The organism is Achromobacter aegrifaciens, assembly GCF_902859735.1.
GTDB classification, from domain to species: domain Bacteria; phylum Pseudomonadota; class Gammaproteobacteria; order Burkholderiales; family Burkholderiaceae_B; genus Achromobacter; species Achromobacter aegrifaciens.
This window is the reverse complement of sequence record NZ_CADIJY010000018.1, coordinates 69,186-94,964: the sequence shown is the minus strand read 5'-3', so window position 1 is coordinate 94,964 and position 25,779 is coordinate 69,186. Positions and strand designations below refer to the sequence as shown.

Annotated in this window: 22 protein-coding genes; 13 read left to right on the top strand and 9 right to left on the bottom strand. The window is 66.9% G+C overall.

What is annotated here, in order from left to right; genetic code table 11:
• Positions 1 to 603 (bottom strand): M20/M25/M40 family metallo-hydrolase (locus HV766_RS27830; RefSeq protein ID WP_175182223.1); only part of this gene is annotated, 603 nt, incomplete at its 3' end.
• An 11-nt stretch (positions 604 to 614) separates the two neighbouring features.
• Positions 615 to 1,970 (bottom strand): hydantoin-5-propionate amidohydrolase, encoded by a 1,356-nt coding sequence (gene ertD / locus HV766_RS27825; protein WP_175163603.1) that lies wholly within the window; start codon positions 1,968 to 1,970, stop codon positions 615 to 617.
• A gap of 99 nt (positions 1,971 to 2,069) precedes the next feature.
• Between ertD and HV766_RS27820 the strand changes: the two genes are divergently transcribed.
• From HV766_RS27820 to HV766_RS27795, 6 genes are all read left to right on the top strand, one after another.
• Entirely contained in the window at positions 2,070 to 2,960 is an 891-nt protein-coding gene (locus tag HV766_RS27820) for a LysR family transcriptional regulator (protein WP_054459123.1), read from the top strand.
• Positions 2,961 to 3,180: 220 nt separating this feature from the next.
• Positions 3,181 to 4,272, top strand: a complete 1,092-nt coding sequence (ertC, locus tag HV766_RS27815; protein ID WP_175182222.1) for a thiohydantoin desulfurase — start codon at positions 3,181 to 3,183, stop codon at positions 4,270 to 4,272.
• Positions 4,273 to 4,282: 10 nt separating this feature from the next.
• Positions 4,283 to 5,959: a thiourocanate hydratase gene (gene ertB, locus HV766_RS27810; RefSeq protein ID WP_175182221.1), complete on the top strand. Its 1,677-nt coding sequence runs from the start codon at positions 4,283 to 4,285 to the stop codon at positions 5,957 to 5,959.
• 120 nt (positions 5,960 to 6,079) lie between these two features.
• Positions 6,080 to 7,420 (top strand): MFS transporter, encoded by a 1,341-nt coding sequence (locus HV766_RS27805; protein ID WP_054459118.1) that lies wholly within the window; start codon positions 6,080 to 6,082, stop codon positions 7,418 to 7,420.
• Positions 7,413 to 8,492 carry an MBL fold metallo-hydrolase gene (locus HV766_RS27800; RefSeq protein ID WP_175182220.1) on the top strand — a complete coding sequence of 360 codons (1,080 nt, stop codon included), beginning with the start codon at positions 7,413 to 7,415 and terminating at the stop codon, positions 8,490 to 8,492. The genes HV766_RS27805 and HV766_RS27800 overlap by 8 nt, the downstream gene beginning before the upstream one ends.
• A gap of 107 nt (positions 8,493 to 8,599) precedes the next feature.
• Positions 8,600 to 10,336 (top strand): HAL/PAL/TAL family ammonia-lyase, encoded by a 1,737-nt coding sequence (locus tag HV766_RS27795; protein ID WP_175182219.1) that lies wholly within the window; start codon positions 8,600 to 8,602, stop codon positions 10,334 to 10,336.
• A gap of 11 nt (positions 10,337 to 10,347) precedes the next feature.
• Here the strand turns inward: HV766_RS27795 and HV766_RS27790 are convergent, their stop codons facing one another.
• The 4 genes from HV766_RS27790 to HV766_RS27775 form a co-directional block, all read right to left on the bottom strand.
• The gene (locus HV766_RS27790; protein ID WP_119451794.1) at positions 10,348 to 10,941 is read right to left on the bottom strand and encodes a 2-hydroxychromene-2-carboxylate isomerase; all 594 of its coding nucleotides are present in this window, start codon (positions 10,939 to 10,941) and stop codon (positions 10,348 to 10,350) included.
• Positions 10,942 to 10,952: 11 nt separating this feature from the next.
• On the bottom strand, positions 10,953 to 12,290 hold the full coding sequence (locus HV766_RS27785) for an MFS transporter (RefSeq protein ID WP_175182226.1): 1,338 nt from the start codon (positions 12,288 to 12,290) through the stop codon (positions 10,953 to 10,955).
• A gap of 45 nt (positions 12,291 to 12,335) precedes the next feature.
• Complete coding sequence (locus tag HV766_RS27780) at positions 12,336 to 13,121, bottom strand: aldolase (protein WP_054459111.1); 786 nt, start codon at positions 13,119 to 13,121, stop codon at positions 12,336 to 12,338.
• Positions 13,122 to 13,251: 130 nt separating this feature from the next.
• Positions 13,252 to 14,127, bottom strand: coding sequence for a LysR family transcriptional regulator (locus HV766_RS27775; RefSeq protein ID WP_175163616.1), 876 nt, complete (start codon positions 14,125 to 14,127; stop codon positions 13,252 to 13,254).
• A gap of 149 nt (positions 14,128 to 14,276) precedes the next feature.
• On the opposite strand from HV766_RS27775, the gene HV766_RS27770 reads away from it, so the two are divergent.
• Complete coding sequence (locus HV766_RS27770) at positions 14,277 to 14,720, top strand: NUDIX hydrolase (RefSeq protein WP_175182218.1); 444 nt, start codon at positions 14,277 to 14,279, stop codon at positions 14,718 to 14,720.
• Positions 14,721 to 14,724: 4 nt separating this feature from the next.
• Here the strand turns inward: HV766_RS27770 and gcvA are convergent, their stop codons facing one another.
• On the bottom strand, positions 14,725 to 15,621 hold the full coding sequence (gene gcvA / locus HV766_RS27765; protein WP_054459106.1) for a transcriptional regulator GcvA: 897 nt from the start codon (positions 15,619 to 15,621) through the stop codon (positions 14,725 to 14,727).
• A gap of 124 nt (positions 15,622 to 15,745) precedes the next feature.
• Here gcvA and HV766_RS27760 point away from each other — a divergent pair, with 124 nt between their 5' ends.
• From HV766_RS27760 to HV766_RS27745, 4 genes are all read left to right on the top strand, one after another.
• A complete protein-coding gene (locus tag HV766_RS27760; RefSeq protein WP_175182217.1) occupies positions 15,746 to 17,170 on the top strand; it encodes an amidase in 1,425 nt (474 codons plus the stop codon).
• An 8-nt stretch (positions 17,171 to 17,178) separates the two neighbouring features.
• Positions 17,179 to 18,444 carry an MFS transporter gene (locus HV766_RS27755; RefSeq protein ID WP_175182216.1) on the top strand — a complete coding sequence of 422 codons (1,266 nt, stop codon included), beginning with the start codon at positions 17,179 to 17,181 and terminating at the stop codon, positions 18,442 to 18,444.
• A 28-nt stretch (positions 18,445 to 18,472) separates the two neighbouring features.
• The gene (locus tag HV766_RS27750) at positions 18,473 to 19,282 is read left to right on the top strand and encodes an aminoglycoside phosphotransferase family protein (RefSeq protein ID WP_175182215.1); all 810 of its coding nucleotides are present in this window, start codon (positions 18,473 to 18,475) and stop codon (positions 19,280 to 19,282) included.
• 86 nt (positions 19,283 to 19,368) lie between these two features.
• Positions 19,369 to 20,763, top strand: a complete 1,395-nt coding sequence (locus tag HV766_RS27745) for a GntP family permease (protein WP_175163626.1) — start codon at positions 19,369 to 19,371, stop codon at positions 20,761 to 20,763.
• Here the strand turns inward: HV766_RS27745 and HV766_RS27740 are convergent.
• The gene (locus HV766_RS27740; RefSeq protein WP_054459096.1) at positions 20,742 to 21,653 is read right to left on the bottom strand and encodes a LysR family transcriptional regulator; all 912 of its coding nucleotides are present in this window, start codon (positions 21,651 to 21,653) and stop codon (positions 20,742 to 20,744) included. The two genes, HV766_RS27745 and HV766_RS27740, sit on opposite strands and share 22 nt — an antisense overlap.
• A gap of 114 nt (positions 21,654 to 21,767) precedes the next feature.
• Between HV766_RS27740 and HV766_RS27735 the strand changes: the two genes are divergently transcribed.
• Complete coding sequence (locus HV766_RS27735) at positions 21,768 to 22,511, top strand: SDR family oxidoreductase (protein WP_119451801.1); 744 nt, start codon at positions 21,768 to 21,770, stop codon at positions 22,509 to 22,511.
• Between the two features lie 346 nt (positions 22,512 to 22,857).
• Positions 22,858 to 23,742 carry a crotonase/enoyl-CoA hydratase family protein gene (locus HV766_RS27730; protein WP_054459094.1) on the top strand — a complete coding sequence of 295 codons (885 nt, stop codon included), beginning with the start codon at positions 22,858 to 22,860 and terminating at the stop codon, positions 23,740 to 23,742.
• 24 nt (positions 23,743 to 23,766) lie between these two features.
• Here HV766_RS27730 and pdeR read toward each other — a convergent pair whose 3' ends face one another.
• Positions 23,767 to 25,764 carry a cyclic di-GMP phosphodiesterase gene (gene pdeR, locus HV766_RS27725; protein WP_175163628.1) on the bottom strand — a complete coding sequence of 666 codons (1,998 nt, stop codon included), beginning with the start codon at positions 25,762 to 25,764 and terminating at the stop codon, positions 23,767 to 23,769.
• Between the last annotated feature and the right edge of the window lie 15 nt (positions 25,765 to 25,779).

Sequence of the window (25,779 nt, the reverse complement as noted above, 5' to 3'; positions counted from 1 at the left end):
CAGCACCGGGCCTTGTTCGATATGCAGTTCGACGAACGCCGCGGTGCCGTCAGGGCCGCGCAGCGGCGCGCCCAGCGCCGAGGGGTCGCCGCCGATGCGGGCGATGCCGGCGGCGAGCGTCTCGCCTTCGGGATTGCGGGCCGCCAGCATGTCGGGCGTCAGCTGGCCACAGAGCGCGCGGCTGCCGACGCAGGAAATGCCATAGTCGCTGGGCTCCTCGGACAGGAAGTCGATGACCTCGAAGGGATGTTCCAGCTGCACGCCTTGCTCGCGCAAGGTGTGGGCCACTTCGATGCCGGCCAGCACGCCGATGATGCCGTCGAAACGGCCCCCTGCCATCACGGTGTCGCAATGCGAGCCGGTGGCGATGGGCTTGCGCGCGGGATCGCGCCCGGCCAGCGTGCCTATCAGGTTGCCGCCGGCATCCAGGCGGGTCGCCAGGCCCGCGGCCTCGAATTCGCTGCGCAGCCAGGCGCGCGCTTCGTCGAACAACGGCGAGAACGCGCGGCGCGTCCAGGGGACGTCGGGCAGGGTGAAACGGGAAAGGGTTTCGACGCGGGCCCAGAGGCGCTCGGCGTTCAGGGGAGGAAACTGCACAGACATTGCCGTTTCCCTCAGGCCTGGCGCGGACGCAGGAAGCGGCCGTCGCCCTTCTGATTGACGATGCCCTTGCCATCGTAGACCTGCTGGCCGCGGCACCAGGTGCCCGCGACGCGCACGGTGAACTCGCGGCCTTCGAACGAACTCCATTGCACCGCCGACAGGCTGGTAGACGGATCGAAGGCATAGCGTTCCGGCTTGAGGATGACGATGTCGGCGTCCTTGCCCACCTCCAACGAGCCCTTGCGGTCATCCAGCAGGAAGTGCTGCGCGGGGTTGCGGCTCAGTTGGCGCACCACCATGGACGGCGCGATGCCATGCTCTTCGCAGCCGGTCCAGAAAGCGGGCAACAGCGTTTCCAGGCCCGGGCCGCCGGACGAGTTCTTGAATACGTTCGGATTCTGCTTGCGCTCCAGGCCCCAGCTGACATGGTCCGACGACACGAAGGTGCATTCGTCCTTGGCGATATGGGTCCAGAGCAGGTCGACCTCGGCCTTGGGACGGATCGGCGGATAGTGCTTGGTCTTCGCGCCGAAGCGGCGGGTGTGCTCTTCGTGGTTCAGCATCAGATACTGCACGCAGGTTTCGATGCTGGCGCGATGGCCGTTGCGGCGGTACATATTGCAGATCTCGAAACCGCGGGAAGTCGACACGTGTACCGCATGGGCGCGCGCGCCGGTTTCGGCGCCGATCTCATAGATCAGCGCCGTCGCCAGGTTCTCGATCAGCGGCGTATGCGCGCGCATGAACGCGTCCCAGCCGGTGTCGTCGGCCTCGACCAGCCGCGCGATGTTCTTGCGGGTCAGTTCCTGCATCTGGTTGTGCACGCCGCAAACCAGTCCGGATGGAGCGATCAGGCGGAAGGCTTCGTACAGATCGTCTTCCTCGATGCGGGGAAATCGGCCCGGGGTCGCTTCGAAGGTCGAAAACTTGAAGGCGCATACGCCGCCTTCGATGAGCCCCGCCGCGGCCGCCAGGCCGTGCTGGGTGTTCAGGGTGCCGAACAGCGCCACGTCCACATGGCAATCGCGCTCCACCTCGGCGATCTTGGCGTCGAGTTGCGGACGCGAAGCCACGGGTTCCGGATCGTCGTAGGGCATGTCGACCATGACCGTCACCCCGCCGGCGGCAGCCGCGCGCGATGCCCAGCCCAGTCCTTCCTGGTTCAGCTGGCTGCCCGAATGCACCTGGCCGTCGACCACGCCGGGCACGATCCACTGGCCCCGCGCATCCACGCTGTCGCGGCCCGCGGGGGCCTCGCCAGCGCCGCGCGCCGCGACCTTGCCGTCCCTGACCGCCAGCCAGCCGTCCATCACCACGCCATCCGGGTCGACGATGTTGCCGCGCACCACCAAATCGAAATCGCTCATGACCGCTTCCATCCTGTGTTGAGTGCAGGCAGTGTAGGAGCGGCCATCCAAAACGTCTTATGCTTATATGTGCGAGAGAATTAACATCAGGTTAAGCATATGAAATTGAATCTGCGGCAGATCGAAGTCTTCCGGGCCATCATGCTCAGCGGCTCCATCAGCGGCGCATCCAAGCTGCTGTTTGTTTCGCAGCCCGCGGTCAGCCGGCTGATCGCCTATACGGAGCAGCGCCTGGGCTTGATGCTGTTCCAGCGCATCAAGGGCCGGCTGTACCCCACCCCTGAGGCCCACCGGCTGTTCGTGGAGGTCACGGCGCTGTACCAGAACGTGCAGCGCGTGAACGAGGTCGCCGAAAACCTTGCCGAAAACCGCGAGGGGCAACTGCGCCTGTCCTGCAGCCCCAGCCTCGGACAGTCGCTGCTGCCCCGCGCGATCGCGCAGTTCCGGCGGCAATTCCCGGAAGTGCGCATCGTCCTGCAAACCTTGATCCCCACGGTGATGCAGCAATCGCTGTTGACGCAACAGGTGGAACTGGGCGTGGCCTACATGCCGGTGGAACACCCCAGCCTGGCGTGGCAGCCGCTGTATGAAAACCAGATCGTGGCGGTGCTGCCCAAAGGGCATCCGCTGGCGGCGCGCGGCCGCGTGACGGTGCACGATCTGGCCGAAGAGCCGCTGATCGGTTACAGCGCGGACATTCCCTTCGGCATGTTGATCAACAAGCTGTTCGGCGGCGAACATGCACAACCCGAACCGCGCATCGAGGTCCAGCAGGCGCACGTCGCCTGCGCCCTGGTCCAAGCTGGCGCAGGCGTGGCGCTGGTGGACGAGATTACGGTAGCCGGGCCGATCTGGTCGGAAGTGGTGACCCTGCCGATCATCGGCACCGTGAACGCGCCGGTCAATGTGTTTCATCTCGCGCTCCAGCCCCTGTCCCGGCTGGCGCTAGCCTTCATCGACGTGCTCCACAAGCTCGACCAGCGCGGCTGAATCAGCCCGGCGCCTCGATCACGCGCCTAGGGGATATCCCTCAGGCCCTTTTCCCGCTGCCCAAGCGCTCCGCTATGAGCGCGTCCAGTAATTAACACCATGTTATGTACAAAGCATAAAAGGTAATACGACATTATCAAGGCTGCTTCCTATGATCCCCCCGTCCATCCCGCAACCGTTGCGGGAATCATTGAAATGAGCAACCGGGAGGAAAGGCGTCATGGGAAGAATTTTGACGATGCAAGATGTCGAGGCTGCGGTTCGGGGCGGGTCGGTATTCGCCTGCGGCGGAGGCGGCTGGGCCGAGCATGGGCGTGAGCTGGGCTCGCTTGCCGTCACCATAGGCCGCCCTGAACTGGTAACCATGGATGAGGTGCCGGACGACGCCTGGATCGCCACGGCGGCCGCGATTGGCGCGCCGGGCGGGCTCACCGACTGGCAAATGCTGGGCATCGACTACGTCAAGGCCGCGCAACGGCTGCAGGACGCGCTCGGAGAGCGGATCTACGGGCTGATCATCGGCCAGAACGGCATGTCCAGCACGCTGAACGGCTGGCTGCCTTCGGCCGTGCTGGGAACCAAGGTCGTCGACGCCGTCGGCGACATCCGCGCCCACCCCACCGGCGACATGGGTTCGCTGGGATTGGCGGGCAGCCCGGAACCGATGATCCAGTGCGCGGTGGGTGGCAACCGCGCCAGCAATTCCTATATGGAGCTGACCGTCCATGGCGCCACCGGCAAGGTATCGCCGGTGCTGCGCAAGGCGGCCGACATGGCGGGCGGCTTCATCGCCAGCTGCCGCAACCCCATACGCGCTTCCTATGTGCGCCGCCATGCAGCGCTGGGCGGCATCAGCAAGGCCCTGGCGCTGGGCGAGGCCATCATCGCCGCACAAGCGCGCGGCGGCAGCGCGGTCATCGACGCGATCTGCAAAGCCACGCAGGGCGAGATCATCGCTTCCGGCAAGGTGGTGCGCAATACGCTGCGCTACACCGACGAAGCCTTCGACATCGGCACCGTCGAAATCGGCGAAGGCGCCTCCAAGCGCGTCATCCATGTGATGAACGAACACATGGCGGTGACCGACGGCCAGGGAGAACGGGTGGCCTGCTATCCGGATGTGATCACCACGCTGGACAGCGACGGCAACCCCGTCAGCGCGGGCAAGCTACGCGAGGGCCTGCAAGTCAGCGTGCTGCACGTGCAGAAGCAACACATCCCCCTGTCTTCCAGTGTGACGGATCCTTCCGTCTATCCCATCGTGGAAAAGGCGCTGGGCATGAACTTCACCGACTACGCATTGGCATCCTGAGGTAAACGGCGTGAAACGAGAATTCAACATCCCCGGCGGCAACACCCTGCGCTGCAAAGGCTGGCGCCAGGAAGCGCTGCTGCGCCTGCTGGAAAACGTGCTGGCGGTGGGCGAAGACCCGGCCAACCTGGTGGTCTACGCCGCGCTGGGCCGGGCCGCGCGCGACTGGCCCGCGCATGACGCCATGGTGCAGGCCCTGATGGAACTGGAGGAGGACCAGACCCTCATCGTCCAGTCGGGCAAACCCATAGGCGTGCTGCGCACGCATCCGCAAGCGCCAATCGTGATCATGGCTAACTGCAACATGGTCGGCCAGTGGGCGCATGCCGAGAACTTCTACCAGATGGAACGCGACAACCTGATCTGCTGGGGCGGACTGACGGCGGGCGACTGGCAGTACATCGGCTCGCAAGGCGTGATCCAGGGCACCTATGAGATCTTCTCGCGCATCGCTGAACGCCACTTCGACAACGATCTGCGGGGACGCTTCATCCTGACGGCGGGCATGGGCGGCATGGGCGGCGCGCAGCCGCTGGCCGGCCGCATGGCGAATGCCGCCATCCTCACGGTGGAGATCAACCCCGAGCGCATCGAAAAACGCATCAAGGCAGGCTTTCTTGAACGGCGCGCCGACACCCTGGACGAAGCCCTGGAGTTGATCCAGGCGGCACAGGCCCGCCGCGAACCCGTTTCGGTCGGCCTGTTGGGCAATGCCGCGGACGTCTACCCCGAAATCCTGGCCCGCGGCATCGTGCCCGATATCGTCACCGACCAGACCTCGGCGCACGACCTGGTCTACGGCTACATTCCCGCCGGGCATACGCTCGAACAGGTGGCCGACATGCGCCGCAGCGACGTGCCTGGGCTGATGGACGCCAGCCGCGCCTCCATCGTCCGCCACGTCACCGCGATGCTGGGATTCAAGGACCGCGGTTCGATCGTCTTCGACAACGGCAACCTGATCCGCACCCATGCGAAACAGGGCGGCGTCGAGCGCGCGTTCGAAATCCCGGTTTTCACCGAGGCGTTCCTGCGGCCCCTGTTCGCGCGCGCCATCGGTCCGTTCCGCTGGATCGCGCTGTCCAACGACGCGGACGACATCCGCAAGATCGACGACTTCCTGCTGCAACGTTTCCCGGACAACTTCATCGTGTCCAACTGGATCCGGCTGGCGCGCAAGGAAGTGCCGTTCGAGGGCCTGCCCGCGCGCATCGCCTGGCTCGGCCACGGCGAGCGTACCGAGCTGGCGCTGGAAGTGAACCGGATGGTGCGCGAAGGCGTGCTGAGCGGGCCCGTGGCCTTCACACGCGACCACCTGGACGCCGGCGCCATGGCCCATCCGAACATCATGACGGAAAACATGCGCGACGGCTCCGACGCCATCGCCGACTGGCCGTTGCTCAATGCCATGATCAATTGCTCGTCCAGCGCCGACCTGGTGGCGATCCATTCGGGCGGCGGCGGATACAGCGGCTACATGACCAGCGCCGGCGTAACCGTGGTGGCGGACGGCACCGAGGCCGCCGACCAGCGCCTGCGCCTGTCGATGACCAACGACACGGCCAGCGGCGTACTGCGCTATGCGGATGCGGGCTACGAAGACGCGCTGGACGAAGTGCGCAAGAAGAACATCGCACGAATCGACACCATCCGATACAGCCACAACAGCCCTGGACAGAGCGACTAGCGACCGTGGGCGGCACGATGCTTGAAGGCGTGCGCGTGCCGCCGCAGGGCCAAGGGGCGGCGGTTCATTTTCAGTTTATTCAGAGCGTGCTCCAAGCACGCATGATTCCAGGGGAAAGCAATGAAAGACATCACGATCAATCCGGGAGCCGGAGCTCCACCCGGCCGTCCGGCGCATCAGGCCACGGCGCAGGAGCGCAGCGGCCGCAAGGCAGTGATTGCCGCGTCGGCCGGCAATGCCCTCGAATGGTATGACTTCACCGTCTATGCCCTCTTCGCTGTCTACATCGGACAGAACTTTTTCCACAACTCCGATCCCACCGTGCAACTGATGGCCTCGTTCCTGGCCTTCGGCCTGGGCTTCGTGGTGCGTCCCCTGGGCGCGTTGGTGCTGGGTTCCTATGGCGACCGCGCCGGCCGCAAGGCGGCATTGACCCTGACCATCATGCTGATGGCCGTGGGCACGCTGCTGATCGCGGCAGCTCCGCCGTATGCCGCGATCGGCGTGGGAGCCCCGCTGCTGATCGTCTGCGGCCGCGTGCTGCAAGGTTTCTCTGCCGGCGGCGAGGTCGGCGGCGCCACCGCCTTCCTGGTCGAACATGCGCCAGAGGGCAAACGCGGCCAGTATGCCTCGTGGCTGCAGGCCAGCATGGGCATCTCCAACCTGCTGGGCGCGCTGGTGGCGACCTTGGTCACCACGCTGCTGACCGAACAACAGGTGGGCGAATGGGGCTGGCGCGTGCCGTTCATCATCGGGCTGGCGATCGCGCCGGTGGGTCTGTGGATGCGCCGGGCGCTGGACGAAACGCCGCATTTCCGCGAGGAACAGGCGCGCCAGGAGCGCCAGGGCGACCACGTCAAGGCGCCGCTGCTGGCGGTCCTGCGCAACTACCCCAAGGAGCTTCTGACCGGCCTGTGCATGTCGGTGCTGTGGGCGGTCGGCCCCTACGCGCTGATCATCTTCATGCCCATTTATGTGCAGAAATCGCTGGGCTTCTCCAGTTCACAGGCCTTCACGGCGGCGCTCGTGGGCAATCTGTTTCTGATCGGCGGTTGCGTATTTTCCGGCACGCTGTCGGACCGCTACGGGCGCCGCACCGTTCTGCGCGCAGCGGCGCTGATCCTGCTGATCGCCGTCTACCCGCTGATGATGTGGCTGAAGGCGACACACACCCTGGGCGCACTCATCGTGGTGCAATCGCTGTTCTGCCTGATGGTGGCGATGTACGTGGGCGTGGCCCCCGCGGCCTTGTCGGAAGTGTTTCCCACGGCAGTCCGGTCTTCGGGCATGTCCCTGTCGTACAACACGGCGGTCACGGTGCTGGGCGGATTCGCGCCCGCCATTCTTACCTGGATCACCTACACCACGGGCGTGGCGTTTGCGCCCGCGCTCTACGTGATGGGCGCCTGCGTGGTCGCACTGGTGGCGCTGACCCTTCTTCCGCAGGGCCGCCATGTTTGACGCGCGCAAGACATGGATCGCAGCCGCCGCCCTGACCCTGGCCGGCTTTTGTTCGGCGCCGTTCGCGGCTGAACCGCCCGGCTCGGCCGAGCTGGTGCTCCTGGGGGTCGCCGGCGGCCCGACCTGGTACGGGGATGACTCGCCGCACGGAATATCCTCGGCCGTACTGGTGGATGGCAAGGCCTACGTCGTCGACCTGGGCTCGGGCGCCTATCGCCAGTTGCGCCGCGCGGGCGTCAAGCCCGGCTCGGAGCAGGCCGTCTTCCTGACGCATCTGCATACCGACCACATCATCGATCTGGCCAACCTGCTCATGTATGACCCCAGCGCCCGCCGCCGCGCCAAGGCATCGATGCAGATTTACGGGCCTGGCCGGCGCGGCGCGCTGCCGCCGCTCGCGCCTGGCATGAAGGACGCCCCCGTGATCCACTCGGAGAATCCTTCCGCGGGGACTCGCGACCTGGTCGAATCGGTCATTGCCGGCATGTCGGCCGATCTGAACATCCGGGTGCGCAGCGAAGGCGTGCCGGACATCCGGCAGTTCTTCCAGGCGCACGACATCGAGGTTCCGGACGGCGTGGTCAAGGACCCCAACACCGACCCGGCCCCGCCGATGGACCCGTTCCCAGTCTGGCAGGACGAGCGCGTCAAGGTCAGCGCCATCCTGGTTCCGCACGGGCTGGTGTATCCCAATTTCGCCTACCGTTTCGACACCAAGGCGGGTTCCGTGGTGTTCTCCGGCGATACCGCGGTCAGCGAAAACCTGATCAAGCTGGCCCGCGGCGCGGACTTCCTGGTGCACGAGGCGATCGATCCGGCCTGGGTCGACCACATCGTCGGCGCCAAGCCCTGGGATGCCCGCCAGCAAGCGTTGGCCCGCCAACTGCTGGAAGCCCACACCACGCCGCAACAGGTCGGCGAAGTTGCTACCCGCGCTGGCGTCAAGACGCTGGTGCTGTCCCACCTGGTCCCGGGCGACGCCCCGGCGGAGCATTGGCTCCAGGCACGGCAGACCTTCCAGGGACCGGTAGTGCTGGGACAGGACCTGCTCCGCCTGCCCCTCGGTCCCTAACGCCCGACCCACCCCCATTTGCACGCTTTCCTCCGCGGACCGCCAGTCGGTCCGCGGGGCGCGCCGCATCCACAGCATCCGTAACTTCCGTCATGCCAGGAGTCGCAATGCCCACGCTGAACTCACCGTTCTCCCCTACCCGCCTCCATGGCGCACTCATCCGCCGTTCACTGGGCGCCGCCCTGCTCGGCGCCTTGCTCTGGCCATTGGCCGCCACCGCAGCCGCCTGCGCGCCAGTCGAGCTGGACGGCCGCTCGCTGACCCTGGCGCAGATCGAATCCGTGGCCAGGCAAGGCTGCCGCGTGACGGTGGCCGACGACGCAATGCAGCGGGCGGAACGCTCCTATGAGCTGCTGCTGGCGTATGCCCGGTTGGACCGCCCGGTGTACGGATTGAACCGGGGCGTGGGTCTGAACAAGGACCAGACCATATTCCAGGGCGGCGCGATTTCGCCCGAGGTCCGCAAGCTGTCGGAGCAGTTCAACCGCAACCTGCTGCGCTCGCACAGCGCCGCCTACGGCAGCGAGGCGCCCCAGGAAGTCACGCGGGCCGCGATGCTCATCCGGCTGAACACGGCCCTGTTCGGCGGCGCCGGATTGCAGCCTGCCGTGCTGCGCCAGTACGCCGAGTTTCTCAATCGCGGGGTGACCCCCGTCATGTTCGGCGAGGGCTCGGTCGGGCAGGCCGACATTACGATTCTTCCGCAGATCGGACTGGCGATGATGGGCGAAGGCCAGGCCTACTACGGCGGTCAGCGCCTGCCCGCGTCGCAGGCATTGCGTCAGGCGGGGCTGACGCCGATACAACCCTTCGGCAAAGACGCGCTGGCCATCGTCAGTTCCAATGCCTATGGCGCCGCCGTCGCGTCGCTGGCGGCGTTGGACGCCGCCAGGCTGCTTTCCCAGGCCGATGCGGTCGCCGCGCTGTCGCTTGAAGGGCTGGACGGCAACCTCGCTCCGCTGTTGTCCGCGTCCCAGGCCCAACGCCCGTATGACGGGCAGGTAAGCACGGCCCAACATATCCTCACGCTGTTGCGTGGCAGCTCGCTGTGGCGGCAGGACCCGAAACGCGCGCTGCAGGATCCGTTGAGCTTTCGCACGGTGAGCCAGGCCCATGGGGCCGCCCGGGACATGCTGGAGCTGCTGCAGCGACAACTGCTGCTGCAGATCAATAGTTCCGACGACAACCCTACCGTGGCGCTGGATGCCCGGCCCGCAAGCGATGCCCAGCCTTATGAATTGCAGTTCTACGTCACGCAGGGTCCAGTCCAGGGCGCCGTGATTCCCAACGCCGGATTCGATCCCAGTGCCTGGGCGCTGCCCTTGCAGAGCATGGGCGTGGCCTTGTCACAGATGGCCCAGTTGTCGGCGCAGCGCACGCTTCGGTTGACCGATACGGCGTTCACCGGGCTGCCGCGGTTTCTCAGCCCGGGCAATGGCTCGATCGGATATGGCCCGATCCAGAAAACCGTCTCGTCGCTTGCCGCCGAGATACGGGTACTGGCGCTGCCGATCGCCACCGATGTGCAGCCCCAGGCCGGCAATATCGAAGACGTGGGGACCAATGCCCCCGCCACGGGCCGCAGAGTGGCCGCTCAGATCGACCGGCTGACCACCCTGCTCGCGGTGGAACTGATGCACGCCGCCCAGGCGGTGGACTTGCGCGTCGCCAAGCATCCCGATTTCGCCGTCGGGACAGGCACTGGCGCGTTGCGGCATGACTTCCGCGAGCGCGTCCCCTACATGAAGGAAGACCGCCGCAACGACGAAGACATCGTCGTTGCGGCCAATTTCCTGGCTCACGCCAGGCAGCAGCAGCCGGCAGCGGCCTCTACGGCGCGCTGACGCCTCCCAGCCTACGCCGCCACCGCCTCCTCCAGCATCTCCAGCCGGTCCTGCCCCCAGAACACTTCGCCCCGGTACACATACGACGGCGATCCGAACACCCCAGCCGCGACCGCGTCGTTGGTGTTGCGGCGGTAGACGGCCTCGATGCCGGGCTCGGCCGCCGCGGCCAGCAGCGCCGGAGCATCCAGCCCCTGCTGTGCCAGGATGGCGCGCAGGGTGGCCTCGTCGGAGATGTCCTGCTCGTCGCACCACTCCGCTTTCAGGATCGCCTTGTACAGCGCCGCCACCGGCAGGCCGGCATGGTCCGCCGCGATGACGATGCGCGAAGCCAGGCTGGCATCCGGGCACATATAGGCCGGTTGCGGATTGACGCGGATGTCCAGCTTGCGGCACCAGCGCGCCAGCTCCGTCACGCGGTAAGCCTGGCGCTCAGGTGCGCGCAGGCCCAGCAGGATGCCGCCGGTGCGGGCGTAGACCTCGGGCAGGTCCACCGGCAGGTAGCGGATCACCGCCTGCTGGCGCGCCGCCAGCGCCTCCAGCCTGTCGGCGCCGAGGTAGGCCCAGTCGGAGTTCATCCAGAAGTAATAGTCGATGGTCTTCATGGCGTCCACAATCATGGCGTCCTCAGCTTGGCGCGGGCCGGCACCCGCAAGGCCGCAACCGCAGGCGCCTCGCTGCGCATCAGCCAGGCGCTGAACAGGGCGATCACACCCAGGATGCTCAGGTACCACACCACGTACTGGGGATCGCCCCCGCCCTTGGCCAGCAGCCAGGTCGCCACGATGGGCGCCAGGCCGCCGCCGATGGCGCCGGACACCTGTACCGCCAGCGATATGCCCGTGTAGCGCACCTCGGCCGGGAACTGGCTGGAAAACAAGGTGCCTTCCGGCCCGTACAAGCAAGCGTAGACCAGGCCGACTGCCAGGCAAACCGCCAGGATGATCCAGCCCGTGTCCCGCGTGCCCAGCAGATGGAAGAACACCGGCGCGCACGCCAGGATGCCCAGGGTGCCGGCCATGAACACCCACTTGTGCCCGATCTTGTCGCCCAGCATGCCGAACAGCGGCATGGTGAACAGCGCCACGGCCGCGCCCCAGATCGTGGCGTCCAGCATCACGGAACGCGCAATGCCCAGCGTGCCCGTGGCGTAGGCCAGCGAGAACGTCACCACGGTATAGAACCAGGTCACTTCCGCCAGCCTTGCGCCCACCACCACCAGCAGCGCGCGGCGATGGTGCTTCAGGACTTCCGCCACCGGCACTTCGACCTTGGCGCCCTTCTCCTTCATCTGCTCGAAGTCTGGCGACTCGGCCACCTTGACCCGGATGAACCAGCCCACCAGCAGCAGAACCACGCTGGCCAGGAAAGGCAGGCGCCAGCCCCAGGCCAGCATGTCGGCCTCGGGCAAGGTCGCGACCGCCCCCATCGCCAGCGACGACAGGATCAGGCCCGGCGCCACGCCGGCTTGCGGCAGGCTGCCGAAAAAGCCCTTCTTGCCATCCGGCGCATGCTCCACCGCCATCAGCACTGCCCCGCCCCATTCGCCGCCGACCGCGATGCCTTGCAGGAAGCGCATCAGCACCAGCAGCACCGCGGCCCAGTAGCCGATCTGTTCATAGGAAGGGATCAGTCCGATCAGGATGGTGGGCACGCCCATCAGCAACAGGGTGATCAGCAGCATGGATTTACGGCCGATCTTGTCGCCGTAGTGGCCGAAGATCACGCCGCCCAGCGGCCGCGCGAAAAAGCCCACGGAATAAGTGGCGAACGCCGCCAGCGTGCCCGTCAGCGGATCGAAGGAAGGAAAGAAGATCTTGTTGAAAATCAGCGCGGCAGCGGTGCCGTAAAGGAAAAAGTCGTACCACTCGATGGTGGTGCCCATCATGCTGGCCAGTCCGGCCGTCACGTAATCGCGGCGCGAGCGCGCAGCCGCAGGCTTGGTCGTCATCATCATGACTCCCCGAAAAAAGTTCTGGAGGAATGGGGCTGCGCGGTATCAGGCGGCGGGCAGCGGCAAGGGCGCAATGCCATGCGTCTGCCGGGCCCAGTAATTGAACGTCGCATTGACGATCGAGGGCTTGAGCAGATAGTCGTGCGCTTCGCGCGCCAGCGCGTCGTCCACCGGCGTCAGCGGGCCGAAGGCCTGCGCGCGGATCTGCATGCGCGCCGCGCGTTCCAGGTAGACCGACAGGTAGGTCGCCTCTTCGCAAGACACGCCGGCCGTCAGGTAGCCGTGATGCGCCAGGATGATGGCGCGCTTCTTGCCCAGCGCGCCGGAGATGATCACCCCTTCCTGGTCAGCGATCGGCACGCCTGGCCATTCCCCCAGGAAGGCGCAGTCGTCGTGCAAGGGCGTCATGTCCATCTGCGAGATCACCAGCGGCTGGCGCGCCGCGGCCAGCGCCGAGGCCCACGGCGAATGCGTGTGGATGATGGATTGCACGTCGGGCCGCGCTTCGTATACCCACAGGTGAAAGCGGGTGGCCGGGTTGGCCATGCCCTCGCCCGTCAGCGTGTGCAGGTCGCGGTCTACTTCGATGAAGTCGGCCGGCGTGGCTTCGTCAAAGCCTAGCCCGAAGCGCAGGGTCCAGTAGGCCCCCGGACGCTGCGAACGCACGCTGATCTGGCCGGCGAGCCCGGCTTCCTGCTCGGTCATGGCCAGGATGCGACAGGCATAGGCCATGGTTTCCTGGATGCTGCGCGGCACGGCGCGCAGATGGTGCGCCATTTCCTGCGTGGCGCGGGTGTCGAAATAGGATTTCTCTCGTAATGCGGTGCTCATGTCTTCCCCTGTGTAATGCCCGCGCCATCGGCGCCACCGGACGCCGCGCGAGGTATGCACAGTATGGAAAGCCATGCGCAATACAGCCATGCAGCCACGGTCATAGCTGCTATTCGACCCGCCAGGCCGGCTATTGCGCCGCGATGCGGTGGGCGACGGCCAGCAGCTCGCTCACCAGCGGCAGGGGCTGGCGGTTGGCCAGCGTGATGGCGACCACGCGCCGCCGCAAGATGGGGCTCTGGACCCGGACCTTGCGCAGGCCGTACTCGGTCAGCAGCTTGTCGGGGATGCGGGACGGCAGGATGCAGGCGCCCACGCCCGAGGACACCAGCTTGAGCATGGCGTCTATGGTTTCGGCCTCGGCCACGAACTCCGGCTCCAGCCCCGCGCTGTGGATCATCTTGCGCAGCGCGTAATGCGGCGGAAAGCCCACCAGCCGCAGATCCATGCCGGCCAGGTCGACGTCGTCCGGCAGTTGCACCTCGCCGCGCACGATCAGGCACATGTCGTCGTCAAACAGCGTGGCCGACGCCAGGTTGTCCGAGGCGACTGCCGCGTCGTAGACGAAGCCCACGTCCGCCTTGCCGCTTTCGACCAGCGCCACCACCTCGGGCGAACTGCGGCCCATCACCGACAGGTTCACGTGTTCATGGCTGCTGACGAAACTGGCGACCACCTCGGCCATGAAGTAGTAGCTGAGCGTGTGCACGGTGGCGAGCCGGACCGTTCCCTGCGTCACGCCTTCGCGCTGGCGCACGGCCTCCAGTACCCGGTCGATGTTCCGATAGGCGGGCTGGATGCCGTCGAGCAGCCGCGCGCCGGCTTCGGTCAATTCCACGCCGCGGCCAGTGCGCACGAACAGCGGCTTGCCCACGTGGGCCTCCAGCGCCGCCAGTTGCCGGCTCAGCCCGGACTGGGTCTGGTCCAGGTCCTCCGCAGCACGCGATAGCGATTTGAGTTCCGCGATGCGCAAGAAATAGCGCAACTGCCGGTCCGGTGTATCCATGCTGCCCTCCCGCCCCCTTTTTGATGCGCTCATGCTGGCGCGGTTGACAGTGTGCACCAGCGACCGGTCCGGCACTACGGGGATTTGCGCTAAGGCCGGGTTGGCGTACCCTGGCATACCCAGGCCTCCGCCACGAAAAGGAACCTCGCATGACCGCGTCCCCGCCCCAGCGTCCCATCGCCGCCACCATCGCAGCAGTCGTGCGCGACGGCCGCGTGCTGCTGGTGCAACGCGCCAACCCGCCTGACCAGGGCCGCTGGGCCTTCCCCGGCGGCAAGATCGACGCGGGCGAAGGCGTGCTTGCCGCCGCCGCGCGTGAACTGCTGGAAGAAACCGGCGTGCGTGCGCAACCGCTGCACGTGTTCGACGCGGTGGACGTCTACGACCGCGACGACGCGGGCGCGCTGCGCCGCCACTTCATCCTGATCGCGGTGCTGTGCCGCTGGCAATCCGGCGAGCCGGTGGCGGGCGACGATGCCGCCGACGCCCGCTGGGTGCCGCTGGAAGCATTGGACGATCATTCGCTCGCGACCAGCTTCGGCGTGGCCGAACTGGCGCGCAAGGCGGCGGCGCTATCATCGGCCGCGCCGTAGCGTTTCAGGCTGGCTCCCCCAGGCCGCTTTCCAGCAGCCAATCGCGAAACACCCGCGCCTTTTCCGGCATGGCGCCCCTGCCCGGCCACACGAGGTAGTAGCCAAACTCCTCCAGCCAGGCGTCGCCGGCCAGCCGGACCAGGCGTCCAGCAGCCACGTCATCCTGCACCATCGCCACGGGCAGCAGTCCTGCGCCCTGGCCAGCGGCCACGGCCTGCAACAGCAGGCTGCCATCATCGAACGCGGGCCCACGCGGCATGCCCGCGTCCTCCACGCCCTGCGCCGCAAACCACAGTTGCCAGCCGTTGCGCGCTTCGTCATGCACGCGCGGCCAGCGCAGCAGTTCCCGCGCGCCAGCCGGCATCCCCAGCTTCGCCACCAAGCCGGCCGATGCCACCGGCACGACTTCCACGGTCAGCAGGTGTTCGCTTTGCAGTCCCGCATAGCGGCCCAGTCCGTGGCGGATCGCGATGTCCGCGCCGTCCCGGCCGAAGGCCGCCAGCGCATTGCTGGTGACGAGCTGCAGGTCGATCTCCGGATGGCGGGCATGGAAGTCATGCAGTCGGGGGATCAGCCAGGCCGACGCGAAGAACGCGGTGGTGCTGAGGGTGAGCACGCGGCTCTCGGGCGGCTGGGCGACACGGGCGGACGCGGCCAGGATCTGGCGGAAGGCGTTGCGCACCGGCGGCAGGTAACCGTGGCCGGCATCCGTCAACTGAATGCCGCGGTTCACGCGCAGAAACAGCGCCACGCCCAGATGCTGCTCCAGCGACTTGATCATCTGGCTGACCGCGCCGGGCGTCACGCATAGCTCCTGCGCCGCGTCCTTCACCGACAGATGGCGGGCCGCGGCTTCAAAGGCGCGCAACGCGTTGAGCGGAGGCAGTCGTGGAGCGGTCATTTCCGAAGAGTTCAATGATTTAGTTTTTCTAATTCAAATCGAATAGAAATCATGGTTTGTACGCTGGTCCAGCAGACATTAACTTGATCGGGTCTGTGACGAATAGAAGATGGATAAAGAATAGATGAACTATACGGAAGACATCAAGGCCGCCGACCTGCACCAACTCGATCTGCTGGCGCTCGCCGCCCTGATCCGGGCGGGCGCGGTCTCGCCGGTAGAGATCACGCGCGCGCAACTGCGGCGCATCGAAGCGCTGGACGGCGGCCTGCGCAGCTATGCCCATGTGACCGCGGCCTCTGCGCTGCAGGAAGCCCAGGCCGCCGAAATCGAAATACGCCAGGGGCGCTACCGCGGCCCCCTGCATGGCGTCCCCCTCGCGCTGAAGGACCTGTTCCGGCGCAAGGGCGTGCCGACGGCTGCCGGCGCCGCGATCCACCGGGGCGTGCCCGCCGACCATGACGCCACGGTAGCCAGCCGCCTGCGCGACGCGGGCGCCGTGCTGCTGGGGCAGCTGCAAATGACCGAAGGCGCGTACTCCGACCATCACCCCGACGTCGCGCCGCCGCGCAACCCCTGGCACGCGGGTTACTGGATCGGCATCTCATCCAGCGGATCGGCGGCGGCGACGGCCGCGGGCTTGTGCTTCGGCGCGACCGCCTCGGACACCGGCGGTTCCATCCGCTGGCCTTGCGCGGCCGCGGGGCTGACCGGCATCAAGCCGACCTGGGGCCGTGTCAGCCGCCACGGCATGTTCGAACTGGCGGCCTCGCTGGATCACGCCGGCGTCATCGCGCGCAGCGCGGCCGACGCCGCGGCGCTGCTGGAAGCGATTGCCGGACCCGACGCGAAGGATCCGACCGCGTTGCAAGCGCCCGTGCCGCGCTACGCCTTGGAGGCCGCCGTTCCCGCTGCCGGCCTGCGGATCGGCGTGGATATGAACTGGAACCACCGCAACGTCGATGCGCAGACTCAACGCATGATGGAATCGGCAATGCAGGCCTTCGAACAGCTGGGCGCAACCCTGGTGCCGCTGCAGTTCCCCATCGAAGACGCGGCGCAGGCCGTGCGCGACTGGGCGCCGCTCTGCGCGGTCGAAGCGGCGGTGGCGCACGCCAGCACCTATCCATCCCGCAAGGCGGAGTACGGACCGGTGCTGGCCGGCGTGATCGAAGCGGGACGCTCGCTATCCGGCCTCGACTACCAGCGCATCCTGTTGCGTCGCATGGCCATGCGAGGCAAGGTCGACGCCTTGTTCGGCCGCGTCGATGCGCTGCTGACGCCAGTGCAGCCCATGGCGCCGCTCACGCTCGAAGCCATCAGCGTCCTGGGACTACAGCCCGGACTGGTCGAAGCGCTGCAACGTTATACCTGCGTGTTCGACATGACCGGCCATCCCTGCCTGACGCTGCCCGCCGGGCAGTGCGAAGTCGGCATGCCCATGGGCCTGCAACTGGTGGCGGCCCATCTGGGCGAGCCCGTGCTGTTCCGCTTAGGCACCGCTTTCCAGGCGGCGACAAGCTGGCATCTGCGCCGGCCGGCACTGTGAGGCCCAAGATGAACATGCATGCGCAACCCGGCGCCAGCCGGATCTTCCACGGCTGGCGGGTGGTGGCCGCGGCCTTCGCCATCACCTTGCTGGGCTTTGGCAGCGCCTATTCCTTCAGCGCCTTCGTCGACGCCTTGCAACGCGACTTCTCCGCCACGCGCGGCGCGGTATCGCTGGTGTTCTCGCTGGCGGGCTTTCTCTACTTCGGGTTCGGCGTGGTCAGCGGCCCGCTGGCGGACCGCTACGGCTCGCGCCGCATGGCCTGGATAGGCATGCTGCTGGTGGCGCTGGGCCTGGCGCTTGCCAGCGCCGCGCAGAGCATGATGCAGATCTACCTGGCCTACGGCCTGGGCGTCGGATTGGGCGTGGGCTGCGCCTATGTGCCGGTGGTGGGCGCGGTGCAGCGCTGGTTCCTGCGCCGCCGCGGGCTGGCCTCGGGGCTGGCGGTCAGCGGCATCGGCGTGGGCACGTTGCTGGTGCCGCCGCTGGCGTCGGCGCTGATCGAACTGTGGGGCTGGCGCGCCGCGTATCTGGCGCTGGCCGCGGCGGTGACTGTCCTGGGCTGCGCCGCGGCGCGCTGGGTTGAAAATTCGCCGCAAGACCGCGGACTGCAACCTGACGGCGACGCAGCCTCCGTCGTCCGCACAGCGCCGGCCTCCCCGCCCGCCGGCGTGCCGGTGCTCACCGCCATCCGCAGCAGGGTCTTCCTGCTGCTGTACCTGGCAGCCATGGCCGGCGCCTTCGGCGTCTTCGTGCCTTTCGTGCATCTCATCCCGTACGCCTTGGATCATGGGATCGCGCCGGGGCTGGCCGTGCTGCTGCTGGGCTTGGTCGGCGTGGGCAGCACGGCCGGCCGATTCCTGCTGGGCACGCTGGCCGACCGCCTGGGCCGGCGCGCCTCGCTCGCCACGATGTATGGCGGCATGGCGGCGTCGCTGGCGCTATGGGGCGCTTGCGGCCAGTTCTGGACGCTGGCTTTGTTCGCCCTGGTGTTCGGCGCGTTCTACGGCGGCTGGGTGGCGCTGATGCCGGCGGTGGTCATGGATTACTTCGGCGGCCGCCACGTCAGCGGCATCATCGGCGCGCTCTACACCAGCGTGGCGTTCGGAACGCTGATCGGTCCGGTGGCGGCGGGCCATGCGTACGACCTCAGCGGCTCCTATCTGCTGCCCATCGTCGCCAGTGCGGCGGGCAACGCTTTGGCGGCGGCGATCACGGCACTGCTGCCGCGGCAAGGCGCGACGCAGGCCGCGCCGCGCCCAGCTCTACTATAGGGGTCCATCCAGGCACTTCCGGCGCCCCATGTTCGACACCTACCTTTCCCGCTGGCAACTCACTCCCGACGGCGCTCCCGTCATCACGCACGCCGCCCAGTTGCTGCCCGTGCGCCATCGCGGCCTGCCCGCCATGCTCAAGGTCTCGCACGAGGAAGACGAAAAGCAAGGCGGCGTGCTGATGCGCTGGTGGGACGGCCAGGGCGCGGCGCGCGTGCTGGCTCACGACGACGCAGCCATCCTGCTGGAGCGGGCCACCGGCACGCGCTCGCTGGCGGACTACGCCCGCAACGGGCGCGACGACGAGGCCACCCGCATCATCTGCGGCGTGCTGCAGGATCTGCACGCGCCGCGCGCCCGGCCGCTGCCCACGCTGCGTCCGCTGGAAGAATGGTTCGAGGAACTATGGCCGATGGCGCAGGCGCAGGGCGGCATCCTGACGCACAGCGCCCGCCACGCCCGCGCCCTGCTCGACAATCCGCGCGACCTGACGGTGCTGCACGGCGACGTGCACCACGACAATATCCTGGACTTCGGCGAACGCGGCTGGCTGGTCATCGACCCCAAGCGCCTGCATGGCGAGCGCGCCTTCGACTACGCCAACATCTTCTGCAACCCGGACCTGGCGGATCCGGTTCCGCCCGTCGCCATCGTGCCTGGGCGCTTCGAACGGCGGCTGGAGCTCATCGTCGCGCAGTCGGGCCTGGAGCGCCGCAGGCTGCTGCAATGGATCCTGGCCTGGTGCGGACTTTCCGCCGCCTGGTTCATGGGCGGCGGCGAAGACGCCGCGATCGACCTGGACATCGCCCGCCAGGCGCACGCGCTGCTGGAACGCTGAATCGCGGCCGCTGTAAACAAGGCATCCGGCTCGATGCGGTAAGGTGTAGCCCCACACCCCTTATCTCTTCATTCCCGGAGTACCGAATGACCGGATTGTTCATCGTGGTGGCGGCGCTGGCGTTCCTGATGCTGGCGGCGTATCGAGGCTATAGCGTGATCCTGTGCGCGCCCATCGCGGCCATGGGCGCGGTGCTGCTGACCGACCCGTCGGCGCTGGCGCCCGTGTTCTCGGGCATCTTCATGGAGCGCATGGCGGGCTTCGCCAAGCTCTACTTCCCCGTGTTTTTGCTGGGCGCCGTGTTCGGCAAGCTGATCGAGCTGTCGGGCTTTTCGCGCGCCATCGTGCAGGCAGTGCTGCGCCTGATCGGCGCCGAACGCGCCATCATGGCCATCGTGCTGGTCTGCGCGGTGCTGACCTACGGCGGCGTCTCGCTATTCGTGGTGGTGTTCGCGGTGTATCCGTTCGCGGCCGAGATGTTCCGCCAGGGCGGCATCCCGAAACGGCTGATGCCGGGCGCGATCGCGCTGGGCGCGTTCACGTTCACCATGACCGCGCTGCCCGGCACGCCGCAGATCCAGAACATCATCCCCACCACTTTCTTCGAAACCACCACCTGGGCCGCGCCGTGGCTGGGCCTGATCGGCGCCTGCTTCACGCTGACCGCCGGCATCGCCTACCTGGAGTGGCGGCGCAAGCGCGCGGCAGCCGCGGGCGAGACCTACGGCACCGACCTGCGCAACGAACCGGTCACGCCGCCCAATGAACGCGAGCACCATCCGCTGATCGCGCTGCTGCCGCTGGTGGTGGTGGGCGTCGCCAACTACCTGCTGACGCGCTGGATACCGGACTGGTATCCGGCAGGCTCCGAAGTCGCGCTGCCGGGCCTGCCCAAGCCCATGCCCGTCAACGCCGAGGACCAGGTGGCGCTGTGGGCGGTGATGGGCGCGCTGATCGCGGGCATCGTCACCATCCTGCTGTTCTCGTTCCGCGGCATCAAGGCGCATTTCGCCGAAGGCAGCAAGAGCGCGGTGTCGGGCGCGTTGCTGGCCTCGATGAACACCGCAGCGGAATACGGCTTTGGCGGCGTCATCGCCGCCCTGCCCGGCTTCCTGCTGGTGGCCGACGCGCTCAAGGCCATTCCCGACCCGTTGGTGGGCGAGGCGGTGGCCGTGACCTCGCTGGCCGGCATCACGGGTTCCGCCTCGGGCGGCATGAGCATCGCGTTGGCGGCCATGGCGCAGACCTTCATCGACAGCGCCCACGCGGCGGGCATCCCGATGGAAGTGCTGCACCGGATCGCCGCCATGGCCAGCGGCGGCATGGACACGCTGCCGCACAACGGCGCGGTGATCACGTTGCTGGCGGTCACGGGCCTGACGCACCGGCAGTCCTACGGCGACATCTTCGCCATCACGCTGATATCGACCACTTCGGTCTTCCTGGCGATCGCGGTGTACTACCTGACCGGCATCGTCTGAGCCAGGCCGGCTGCGATGACCTCCGCCAGCCATTGCGTGAAGACGCGCACCCGCGCCGACACCTGGCGGTTCTGCGGATACAGCACCGACACAGGCATGGGCGCGGGCGGCGCGCCGGGCAGCACGATCTTCAACTCGCCCGCCGCCAGCTCGCGCTCGACGCGGTAGCGCGGCACCTGCACCAATCCCAGGCCGGCCAGCGCCGCACCGGTGTAGAGCTCCGCGCCAGTCACGCTGACCACGGCCCTGGGGCGTACCTGCACGTTCTTGCCGTCGACCATGAAATCGAGCGGCAGGCTGCGCCCAGTGGCGCTGGACAGGTAGTCCACCGCCCGATGGCCTTCCAGATCTTCCAGCCGCCGCGGCTCGCCGTGGCGCGCCAGATAGGCGGGGCTGGCCACCGTGACCTGCGGCATCAGCGCGATCTGGCGCCCCACCAGCGAGGAATCCTGCAGCGTGCCGGTGCGCAGCACGCAGTCCACGCCTTCGCGCACCAGGTCCACCAGCCGGTCGTCCTCGCCCAGTTGCAGCACGATGTCGGGATAGCGTTCCAGAAAGGCCGGCAGGCCGGGCATGACGAAGAACCTGGCCAGCGTGCCCTGCGCATTGACGCGCAACAGGCCCTTGGGCGAGGTGTCCAGGAAGGCGCCGTCGGCCTCTTCCAGATCCGCCAGGAGCCGCACGCAGCGCTGGTAGTGGGCCTCGCCATCATGGGTCAGCCGCACCTGGCGCGTGGTGCGTTCAAGCAGCCGCGCCCCGAGGCGCGCTTCCATCCGCTTGACCAGATTGGTGACCGTGGGCCGCGGAATCTGCAGGTCCTCTGCCGCCTTGGAAAAGCTACGCCTTTCGGCGATGCGCACGAACACCTGCATTTCCTGGAACCGGTCCATTGTCACTCGCCCATTATTAATGCAGATGAAATTATGTTAGCGAATATAGAGTAATTATCTTTTTTCTGGAATAGTTCAAGATACGCCTCACCCCCATCCAACCGGAGATACGACATGAACACCCAGGCCACGCAACGCATCGCGCTCGTCACCGGCGGATCGCGCGGCATAGGCGCCGCCATCGTCCGCCGCCTGGCGCGCGACGGCCACGCCGTCGCCATCAACTACGCCTCCAGCGCCGCCGAGGCCGAGGCGCTTGCCGACGAAATCCGCGCCGCGGGCGGCCGCGCCCTGGCAGTGCGCGCCGACGTGTCCCGGGCGGACCAGGTGCGCGCCATGTTCGACCAGGTGGAAGCGGGACTGGGCCGCATCGACGTCCTGGTCAACAGCGCCGGCATCCTGAAGATGGTGCCGCTGGCCGAGACCAGCGACGAGCTCTACGAGCAGACCTTCGGCATCAACACCCGCGGCACCTTCAACACGCTGCGCGAAGCTGCCACGCGCTTGGCCGACGGAGGCAGCATCGTCAACGTGTCCAGCACCACCATCGCGCTCAACCTGCCGAACTACTCCGTCTACATCGCCAGCAAGGCGGCGGTGGAAAGCCTGACCCAAGTGTTCGCCAAGGAATTGCGCGGCCGCCGCATCACCGTCAACGCGGTGGCGCCCGGCCCCGTCGCCACCGACCTCTTCCTGAACGGCAAGAGTCCCGAGCTGATCGAGCACTACGCCAAGATGCCCCCGCTGGAACGCCTGGGCCAGCCCGATGACATCGCCAACGTGGTGTCGTTCCTGGCAGGCCCCGAGGCAGGCTGGGTCAACGGCCAGATCCTGCGCGCCAACGGCGGCGTCGCCTGACCCGGCCCATCCCAGAACCGCAAAACGCAAGTCCGCGCGCGGCCGCTCGGCCGCGCCATCCCTCATCCCTACGCATGAGCGCGCAGCCTTTGGCGCGCGCGCGGCGCATCGCCCCGATAGCCGCGAATTTGCGTGTATCCCTCATCCGTTTTACCCATGCCCCCATCGCCTGATGGGTTGAGCGGTTGCGTCCGCTCATCGCGTTTCTCCGTTGATCACTCGGGCCTTTGACTTACGGACAAGTCTGGCCAGCTGGACGAGGTTTGCATGAGACGAGAGCCGGAAGGTCTGTATTAGGCTGATCCCGTAGTACTCCGACTCACCTTGATCAATTGGACGAAAGTAAATGAATCAACTCATTCATCCGGATTGCCACCCCTTCACCGCCGCAGGCAACCTGAAGCAGCTCTCGGCGTTCTACGAGGAGGGACGTCGGGTCATGTGGATGATGCTGCGCGCTCAACCGCGTCCGTGCTTCAACCATGAACTGATCGACGAGATCATGACTTTGGCGCGCGCCGCCAAGGACTCCGGCCTGCCCATCGATTTCTGGGTCACCGGCTCGCTCGTTCCTCAGATCTACAACGTGGGCGGCGATCTGAATTTCTTCGCGGAAGCCATACGCACCGGCAAGCGCGAAGCGCTGCGGGCGTACGCCCGGGCTTGCGTGGATTGCGTGCATGCCGCCACCCGCGGCTTCGACACCGGCGCGATCTCGCTGGCGATGATCGAAGGCACCGCCCTGGGCGGCGGCTTCGAGGCCGCGTTGGCGCACCACTTCGTGCTGGCGCAGAACACCGCCCGCATGGGCTTTCCTGAAATGGCGTTCAACCTCTTCCCTGGCATGGGCGGCTACTCGCTGGTGGCGCGGCGCTCGGGCATGAAGCTGGCCGAGGAACTGATAGGCACGGGCGAATCCCACACTGCCGAATGGTTCCATGGCCGCGGCCTGGTCGACGTGCTGTTCGAGCCGGGCGACGCCTACAAAGCCACCCGCACCTTCATCGACGTGATGCGGCCCAAGCTCAACGGCATGCGCGCCATGCTGCGCGCGCGCCAGCGCGTGCTGAGCTTGTCGCGCTCGGAGCTGATGGACATTACCGAAGATTGGGTCGAGGCCGCGTTCTCGATCGACCCGAAGGACCGCGCCTACATGGAACGCCTGGTGATGGCGCAGAACCGCCGCAGTTCTTCCAGCGCGGAGTCCGCGCTGGAAGCCACCATGCATTGATGCGGTAAGGCGCTGCCGGCTGCGTCAGGCAATGAGATGCAGCCGGCGGCGCTGAGCCAGCCAGGCGGTGAACTCCGCCGCCGGCATGGGCTTGGCGTACAGGTAGCCCTGTTTGGCGTCCACGCCCAGGGTGTCGACGAACACGGCCTCTTCGGTCGTTTCCACGCCCTCGGCGATCACCTTCAACTCCAGCGTGCGCGCCACCGCGACGATGGCGCGCGCCAGCGCCTGCGACACGGGGTTCTCGTTGACGCCGCGCACGAAGCTGGCGTCCAGCTTGATCGCGTCCAGCGGAATGCGGGCAAGCTGCGACAGCGAGGAATAGCCCGTGCCGAAGTCGTCCAGATGAACGCGCGCGCCCAGTTGCCGGAACTGCTTGATCAGTTCGATGGCGGCGCCTTCGTCGTCGATCAGGCAGCTTTCGGTCAGTTCGATGTCCAGCAGGCAGGGATCCAGACTGGCGTCGCCGATGGCGCGCATGAAGTCGCTGACCACGCCCTTGTCGTTCAACTGCCGCGCCGACACGTTGATGGCGATGCGGATGTTCAGGCCGTCGCGCTTCCAGGCCGCGGCCTGCCTGGCCGCTTCACGCATGACCCACACGCCCAGCGGCGAGATCAGGCCGGATTCCTCGGCATAGGGAATGAAGACGCTGGGGCCGACCATGCCGCGCTCCGGCGAGCGCCAGCGCACCAGGGCTTCGACCCCATCGACCTCGCCGTTGCGGCCGGCCAGCTTGGGCTGGTAGTACAGCATCAGATGGTCTTCGGCCAGCGCCTTGCGCAGATTGGTGTCCAGCCAGACGTAGTCCGCGTTGCGGCGGTCCATCTCGGGTTGGAATACGCGGTAGGTATGGCGTCCCGCTTCCTTGGCCACATACATGGCGATGTCGGCGCTGCGCACCACGCTGTCCAGGTCGGCGCCGTGGTCGGGATACATGGCGATGCCGATGGAGCAACTGGTGTAGACCTCGATCAGCCCCTGGCGGAAAGGCTCGCGCAGCCGTTCGATGATGCGCTGGGCGGTCGCCTCCAGTTCCCAGGTCTGCGCGGCCTCGTGCAGCACGATGAATTCGTCGCCGCCCAACCGCGCCAGGGTCTGGCCTTCGGAGAGGCAGGAGGAAATCGCGACCGCGACCGACTTCAACAGCCGATCGCCGAAGCCGTGGCCGTAGTGGTCGTTGATGCGCTTGAAATTGTCCAGGTCCAGGAACAGCACGCCGCCCCGTCCATCCTGCCCCGCCGCCAACGCCGTCTTCAGCCGCGTGGTGATCGCGTGGCGGTTGGGCAGGTTGGTCAGCATGTCGGTGTTGGCCAGCACCCGCAGGCGCTCCTGCGCCTGGCGTTCCTCGGTGATGTCGGTGCCCGAGCAGATCAGGTAGACGCGCTTTTCGCCGCTGCCGCTGGTGACGAACTTGTTGCGGAACAGGAAGAGGCGCGGCCCCTTGACCGTATTGATGAGGCGCTCGGCCTCGTAGGATTGCCCGCGCTTGTAGAACTCGGCGATATTGCGGCGCGAGGCGATCGCCTCTTCGCGCGTCATGAACATCTCGAACACGCTGCGGCCGATGATGTCCTGCTCGCGCTTGCCGGTGTATTCCTCGCTGAGCTTGTTGAAGCGTTGCACCCGGCCGTTCTGGTCCACGATGACGATAACCGAGTTGGCCTCGGACACGACGGTCTCGGCGAAGGACAGGCCTTCGACCAGATCCTTGGCCACGGATTCGGTATCGGAATGGGCGGACGCGGTGCCGGCCCATTCGTTGGGATTGATCTTGCGGCCCACCAGATGGAGCCGGAGCATGTCGCCGTACAACGAGATGTCGATGCGCACGCTGGAAGTGATGCCCGTCAGGCTGCGTATCGTCTCGGCTTGTTCCGGGCGCAATGCCATTGCGATATTGGCTGCGCCCTTGACTGCTGCAAGTTCGAACGCGTCGCTATCGGCGGACAGACGCCAATACGGACTGTGCGTTCCGAAATGCGTGTACAGAATCGACTTTTCGTCCTGGTCGTCTGTCATTGTTATCCCCCTTCT

Bases quoted from the DNA above. Each gene is read 5' to 3' on its own strand.
- ertD (WP_175163603.1), bottom strand. From the start codon at position 1,970: ATGAGCGATTTCGATTTGGTGGTGCGCGGCAACATCGTCGACCCGGAT.
- HV766_RS27820 (WP_054459123.1), top strand. From the start codon at position 2,070: ATGAAATTGAATCTGCGGCAGATCGAAGTCTTCCGGGCCATCATGCTC.
- ertC (WP_175182222.1), top strand. From the start codon at position 3,181: ATGGGAAGAATTTTGACGATGCAAGATGTCGAGGCTGCGGTTCGGGGC.
- HV766_RS27805 (WP_054459118.1), top strand. From the start codon at position 6,080: ATGAAAGACATCACGATCAATCCGGGAGCCGGAGCTCCACCCGGCCGT.
- HV766_RS27800 (WP_175182220.1), top strand. From the start codon at position 7,413: ATGTTTGACGCGCGCAAGACATGGATCGCAGCCGCCGCCCTGACCCTG.
- HV766_RS27795 (WP_175182219.1), top strand. From the start codon at position 8,600: ATGCCCACGCTGAACTCACCGTTCTCCCCTACCCGCCTCCATGGCGCA.
- HV766_RS27790 (WP_119451794.1), bottom strand. From the start codon at position 10,941: ATGAAGACCATCGACTATTACTTCTGGATGAACTCCGACTGGGCCTAC.
- HV766_RS27785 (WP_175182226.1), bottom strand. From the start codon at position 12,290: ATGATGACGACCAAGCCTGCGGCTGCGCGCTCGCGCCGCGATTACGTG.
- HV766_RS27780 (WP_054459111.1), bottom strand. From the start codon at position 13,121: ATGAGCACCGCATTACGAGAGAAATCCTATTTCGACACCCGCGCCACG.
- HV766_RS27775 (WP_175163616.1), bottom strand. From the start codon at position 14,127: ATGGATACACCGGACCGGCAGTTGCGCTATTTCTTGCGCATCGCGGAA.
- HV766_RS27770 (WP_175182218.1), top strand. From the start codon at position 14,277: ATGACCGCGTCCCCGCCCCAGCGTCCCATCGCCGCCACCATCGCAGCA.
- gcvA (WP_054459106.1), bottom strand. From the start codon at position 15,621: ATGACCGCTCCACGACTGCCTCCGCTCAACGCGTTGCGCGCCTTTGAA.
- HV766_RS27760 (WP_175182217.1), top strand. From the start codon at position 15,746: ATGAACTATACGGAAGACATCAAGGCCGCCGACCTGCACCAACTCGAT.
- HV766_RS27755 (WP_175182216.1), top strand. From the start codon at position 17,179: ATGAACATGCATGCGCAACCCGGCGCCAGCCGGATCTTCCACGGCTGG.
- HV766_RS27750 (WP_175182215.1), top strand. From the start codon at position 18,473: ATGTTCGACACCTACCTTTCCCGCTGGCAACTCACTCCCGACGGCGCT.
- HV766_RS27745 (WP_175163626.1), top strand. From the start codon at position 19,369: ATGACCGGATTGTTCATCGTGGTGGCGGCGCTGGCGTTCCTGATGCTG.
- HV766_RS27740 (WP_054459096.1), bottom strand. From the start codon at position 21,653: ATGGACCGGTTCCAGGAAATGCAGGTGTTCGTGCGCATCGCCGAAAGG.
- HV766_RS27735 (WP_119451801.1), top strand. From the start codon at position 21,768: ATGAACACCCAGGCCACGCAACGCATCGCGCTCGTCACCGGCGGATCG.
- HV766_RS27730 (WP_054459094.1), top strand. From the start codon at position 22,858: ATGAATCAACTCATTCATCCGGATTGCCACCCCTTCACCGCCGCAGGC.
- pdeR (WP_175163628.1), bottom strand. From the start codon at position 25,764: ATGACAGACGACCAGGACGAAAAGTCGATTCTGTACACGCATTTCGGA.